The sequence below is a fragment of the Caulobacter sp. S45 genome, from assembly GCF_903642205.1.
In the GTDB taxonomy this organism is placed as follows: domain Bacteria; phylum Pseudomonadota; class Alphaproteobacteria; order Caulobacterales; family Caulobacteraceae; genus CAHJWH01.
Window position 1 is genome coordinate 1 of sequence record NZ_CAHJWH010000190.1, and the last position, 5,149, is coordinate 5,149.

The window sequence follows — 5,149 nt, forward strand, 5'->3', positions numbered from 1 at the left end:
GTCGGGCTTTCACGACCTGCACCGCCAGCCGGGTTTCACCGAGCCGCTATATCCCGGCGCGGCCGAGCTGCTGGACCGGCTGAAGGGTGAGGGCTGGCGCATCGCCATGGCGACGGGCAAGTCGCGCCGCGGCGTGGACATGATCATGGCCATGCACGCCTGGGCCGACCTGTTCGACAGCACCCACTGCGCCGACGACGGCCCCGGCAAGCCCCATCCCGCCATGTTGCTGGACGCCATGCGCGCCCTGGATGCGGAGCCCGCCTGCACGGTCATGGTGGGCGACACGTCCCACGACATCGGCATGGCGAAGGCGGCCGGGGTTCGCGCGGTCGGCGTCACCTGGGGCTTCCACACGCGCGCCGAGATCGAGGCATCCGGTGCGGATGCCGTGCTCGATACGTTCGAGGCGCTGGCCGACGAGCTGGCGCGCTTCGCGGAACACCGGGTCTGAGCCCCACCTACGGGGAGGCGATCAGCGCCGCTGGAATTCCGGACTCATCAGCAGCAAGGTCAGCGCTTCCGGACGGCTCTCGGCGCGGCGGATGGCGGCGGCGGTGTCGGCGGACAGGCGCACCCCCAGCGCGGCCTCGGCGACCTGCACAGGGTCGGCCGGCGCATGGCCGCCGGCGAAGCTCCGCGCCCAGCCGATCCGCCGGACCACCGCGTCCGGAGCCGCCCAGTCGGCGGCGACGTCCGGCCATCCATTGGGCTGGGGCGCGAAGAAGGGCCGCTGGCCCAGGCTCCCCAAGGGACCGAACACCTCCTTGCGCGCGTCCGCCGGAACGAAGCCGACCGCTCGGTACGAGGAGATCAGGAGCTCGTAGGGCGTCTTCAGCTTGAGGGCGTCCGGCGTCCAGCTCTCCGGCGCAGCGACCAGCGCCTCGGCCAGGACGGCGAGGTCGCCATTGCTGCTCCGGTAGGCGCGGTCCAGCCGTGCCACGAGGCCAGTCGGCGGATCGTCGGCGACGAAGTGGGTGGCGATCTTGCGCGCCAGATGGCGGCTGGTGTGCGGGCTGGCGGCGAAATCGGCGAGGATCATGCGGGCCTGGGCCTCCTCGCCTGGAGCGTAGTTCGCGCCGAACACCCTTCGTCCGCCCGATTCGTGCACCTGGGGCTTGTAGAGGAACAGGCCTTGCTGCTCCACGGACCCGCCCCCGCCGCCCATGGACCAGCCGGTGAGCGCGCGGGCGAACTCGGTGACGTCCGCCTGGCTGTAGCCGGCGTCCGCGCCCAGGGCGTGCAGCTCCATGATCTCGCGGCCGAGGTTCTCGTTCAGCCCGGCGCTGGGATGTTTCAGGCCCGAGGGGCTGTTGGGGCCAACCGAGTTCTGCTGGTCCAGATACATCAGCATGGCCGGATGGCGGGAGGAGGCGACCAGCAGGTCCTCGAACCGGCCGAATACGTGCGGGCGGACCGCCTCGCGCTCGAAGGCGGCCGCGGTGGCGTTCAGCTCCTCGCCCTTGGCGGTGGAGACGGTGAAGTGGTTGCCCCAGAACAGCGCCCAACGTTCGCGGAACGGCGCTGAAGTCGTAGCCCCCAACCGGGCGCGGGCGAGCACCTCCCCGTCGATGGCGTCGATCAGCGGCTGGCGGGCGTCCTTGCGGGCGTCCTGATCGGCGCCTGCAGCCTTTTCCGCGGCGTGCGAGGCCAGGAAGGCCTGGTAGTCTTCCTGCGCGCTCGGCAGCGGCTGGCCGCTGGCGGCGTGGGGCAGGTCGGCGCCCACCGGCGTGATCTGGGCGCTCAGCCAGCCTCGCGGGTCCGAGCGGGCCAGCTCCAGCTCGCCCGGCCGGGCGCCCAGGCCCAAGCGGGTGACCGCGACGGCGGCGTCCTGCGCTGGATTGGAACGCAAGCTCATGGGCGCCCATCGCGTTCGGTCCATCGGACCTCTACATGGCGTGTCTGAGCCCTGGCGGCTGACGGGAGCATGAATGCGGCCATCGTCATCCTCATCCGAGCGCCGGCCCAGGCGCTTCTACAAGCAGGTGGAGGTCGCGCCAGAGGGCGGCGGCTTCACCCTGCTCCTGGACGGTCGAGGCGCCAAGACGCCGGGCGGCGCGGCTCTCAGATTGCCCGCGCTAGGTCTGGCGGAGCTCGTGGCGGCCGAATGGGACGCGCAGTCGGAGCAGATCGACCTGTCCGCCATGCCCGCCAACCGGCTCGCCTCCACCGTCATCGACCGGACGGCCGCCGCAGGCGCCGCAGTCGCGGCGGAGGTGGCCCGCTACGCCGGTTCCGATGTGCTCTGCTACTTCGCCGAGGCGCCCGCCTCGCTGGTGGAGGCGCAGGTCGCCAGGTGGGGACCGCTGTTGGACTGGGCCCGCGACTCGCTCGGCGTCGAGCTCCATCGGGTGGCGGGCGTGGCGCCAAGGCCCCAGCCGCGTGAGGCGCTGGGGCGGGTCGAGGCCCTGGTGGCAGGCCTTGAGCCCTTCACCCAGGCGGGCGTGGCCTTCGTCACGCCGCTGTTCGGGTCTGCGATCCTGGCGCTGGCCCTGCATCATGGACAGCTCCACGCCGACGCGGCCTTCGACCTGTCGCGCCTCGAGCAGGCCTACCAGGAGGAGCGCTGGGGCGTGGACGCCGAGGCGGCCGAGCGAACCACACGCCAACGCGAGGAGGCGCGGATGGTTGGCCGCTGGTTCGAGGCGCTAGCCGGGAGGGCGGACGACAGCGTCGTCTAAACCGCATCTTCACGGCCCTGGTCCATAGAGCGGGCTGCGCGGCGGGTGGCCGTAAGTCTGGGGACGGGCATGGCCAAGACGGTGCTGATCGTGGATGACGACCCGACCCAGCGGCGCCTGATCGGTGCGGTGCTGGAGCGGGAAGGCTTCTCGGTCGCTCAGGCGGACGGCGGAGAGGCGGCGCTCGACCGCGTCGCCACCGGACTCAAGCCCGACGTGGTGATCCTCGATCTCGTCATGCCCCATACGCCCGGCCTCGAGGTGCTGAAGAGCCTGCGCGCCCAGGGCTTCGGCGCGCCGGTGATCGTGCTGACCGCCACCGGTGGGGTGGACACGGTGGTGCAGGCGATGCAGGCCGGCGCCCAGGACTTCTTCATCAAGCCGGCGAGCCCGGAGCGGATCATAGTCTCCATCCGCAACGTGCTGCAGATGGGCCAGCTCACCGCCGAGGTGGACCGCCTGTCCAAGCGCGCGGTCGGCCGCACCAACTTCGACCACCTGGTGGGTTCGTCCCCCGCCATGGCCCGGGTCAAGGCGCTGGGCCGCCGGGCCGCCAAGTCCTCCATCCCGGTGCTGATCCTGGGCGAGAGCGGGGTCGGCAAGGAGCTGATCGCCCGTGCGGTGCACGGCGAGAGCGAGCGGGCCGGCAAGCCCTTCGTGGCGGTGAACTGCGGCGCGATCCCGGAGAACCTGGTCGAGTCCATCCTGTTCGGCCACGAGAAGGGCAGCTTCACCGGGGCCCACGAGAAGCACTCCGGCAAGTTCCTGGAGGCCAGCGGCGGCACCCTGTTCCTGGACGAGGTGGGCGAACTGCCTCTGGACATGCAGGTCAAGCTGCTCCGCGCCCTGCAGGAGGGCGAGATCGACCCGATCGGCTCCAAGCGCCCACTGAAGGTCGATGTGCGCATCGTGTCGGCCACCAATCGCGACCTGGCCAGTCAGGTCGCCGCCGGGCGTTTCCGCGAGGATCTGTTCTACCGGCTCAACGTCTATCCCATCGAGGCGCCGGCGCTGCGGGAGCGCCGCGAGGACGTTCCGGCCCTGGTGGAAGCCTTCGTGCGCCGCTTCAACATCGAGGAGGGCAAGCGGGTGGCCGGGGCGTCGCCGGCGACGCTCGCCATGCTCACCGCCTTCGACTGGCCCGGCAACGTCCGCCAGCTGGAGAACGCGGTCTACCGCGCCATCGTGCTGAGCGACGACCCCCACCTGCAGCCGCACGACTTCCCGTCGATTTCCGGCCTGTCCAGCCCGTCGCCGGTCGCCGAGACGCCCATCCTTGAAGGCTCGGCCGGCCTCGCCCAGGCGGAGGCGCCTGCCGGACCTGTCAACGTGCTCGACGAGAAGGGCCATGTGCGATCGCTTGAGGAGGTCGAGCGCGACCTGATTCAGCTCGCCATCGAGATCTACGCCGGCCACATGACCGAGGTGGCGCGCCGTCTCGGCATCGGCCGCTCCACCCTCTACCGCAAGGTGCGTGAGCAGGGGCTGGAAGGGGGGCTGACGGAAGCGGGATAGGGCTTCTCCTCTTTCCGGGAGAGACGCCCCTACCTTACAGATTTTCGGGATTGGCGTGGCTAGTCGCGACACGCGGTCGCAGCTACATGGGTTGCCTGCGCAGCCGGATGGGCGCGCAAGGGATCGAAGGTTCACCTGCCATGAAGTTCAATGTCATCGCCCTGGCCGGCGCCCTGCTGTCGCTCACCGCGGCCGCCGCCCAGGCCTCCCCCGCCACCGTCATTCCGGACACCTTCCATAAGGTCGCCAACGGGACCAAGCAGATCGTGAACGGCACCGGCAAGGCCGTCACCGACCAGTATCACCACGACGCCACCGCCGCGCGCCGCACCACCCGCGACATCCGCCACGGCCGCATTCTGCACCACCATCACCGCCGCCATCACCACCATCACCTGGTGAGCCGGACGACGCATACCCACACCGTCGAGCAGCACTAACGCCAGCTTGGCCGCCGGCCGGAACCGTCAAGCTTCCAACCGGCTTTAGCCGCCGGGACGGGCTGAGCTGAAGGATAGACAATGAGCAAGACGGCTCTCGGTTTGGCGGCCCTGATGGGCTTCAGCCTCGCCGCCCAGGCCCCGGCGCAGGCCCGAGAGGGCGGTGTGAAGATCGGCGACCTGACCTGCAGCGTCGCGGGAGGCTGGGGCAAGGTGATCGGCTCCTCGCGACGGGTCAACTGCACCTTCTCGCCGACCCACCGCTCGCCCGAGCGCTACACCGGCCACATCACCAAGATCGGCCTGGACCTCGGTTATCGGCGTTCAGGCACGATCGTGTGGGGTGTGTTCTCGCCCACCGACTATCTCGGGCACGGCGACCTGCGCGGCAGCTACGGCGGGGTGACGGCCAGCGCGACGCTAGGCGTGGGGATCGGCGGGAACGCCCTGATCGGCGGAAGCAAGGCGATCAATCCGCAACACCGTGGCACCCATGTCAGCCAGCAGCATCGC

At 70.5% G+C, this 5,149-nt stretch carries 6 protein-coding genes; 5 read left to right on the top strand and 1 reads right to left on the bottom strand.

Annotated features, from left to right (window positions below):
* The coding region (locus tag HUV06_RS14480) for an HAD-IA family hydrolase (protein ID WP_174301958.1) at positions 1 to 454 on the top strand (454 nt) is incomplete at its 5' end.
* A 21-nt stretch (positions 455 to 475) separates the two neighbouring features.
* Here the strand turns inward: HUV06_RS14480 and HUV06_RS14485 are convergent.
* Entirely contained in the window at positions 476 to 1,858 is a 1,383-nt protein-coding gene (locus tag HUV06_RS14485; protein ID WP_174301959.1) for a DUF1800 family protein, read from the bottom strand.
* Between the two features lie 73 nt (positions 1,859 to 1,931).
* On the opposite strand from HUV06_RS14485, the gene HUV06_RS14490 reads away from it, so the two are divergent.
* The 4 genes from HUV06_RS14490 to HUV06_RS14505 all read left to right on the top strand — a co-directional run.
* Positions 1,932 to 2,681, top strand: a complete 750-nt coding sequence (locus tag HUV06_RS14490) for an ATP12 family chaperone protein (RefSeq protein ID WP_174301960.1) — start codon at positions 1,932 to 1,934, stop codon at positions 2,679 to 2,681.
* Between the two features lie 69 nt (positions 2,682 to 2,750).
* Positions 2,751 to 4,196, top strand: a complete 1,446-nt coding sequence (locus HUV06_RS14495; protein WP_174301961.1) for a sigma-54 dependent transcriptional regulator — start codon at positions 2,751 to 2,753, stop codon at positions 4,194 to 4,196.
* Positions 4,197 to 4,336: 140 nt separating this feature from the next.
* On the top strand, positions 4,337 to 4,636 hold the full coding sequence (locus tag HUV06_RS14500) for a hypothetical protein (RefSeq protein WP_174301962.1): 300 nt from the start codon (positions 4,337 to 4,339) through the stop codon (positions 4,634 to 4,636).
* An 81-nt stretch (positions 4,637 to 4,717) separates the two neighbouring features.
* Positions 4,718 to 5,149: DUF992 domain-containing protein (locus tag HUV06_RS14505; protein ID WP_174301963.1), on the top strand; the 432-nt coding region annotated here is incomplete at its 3' end.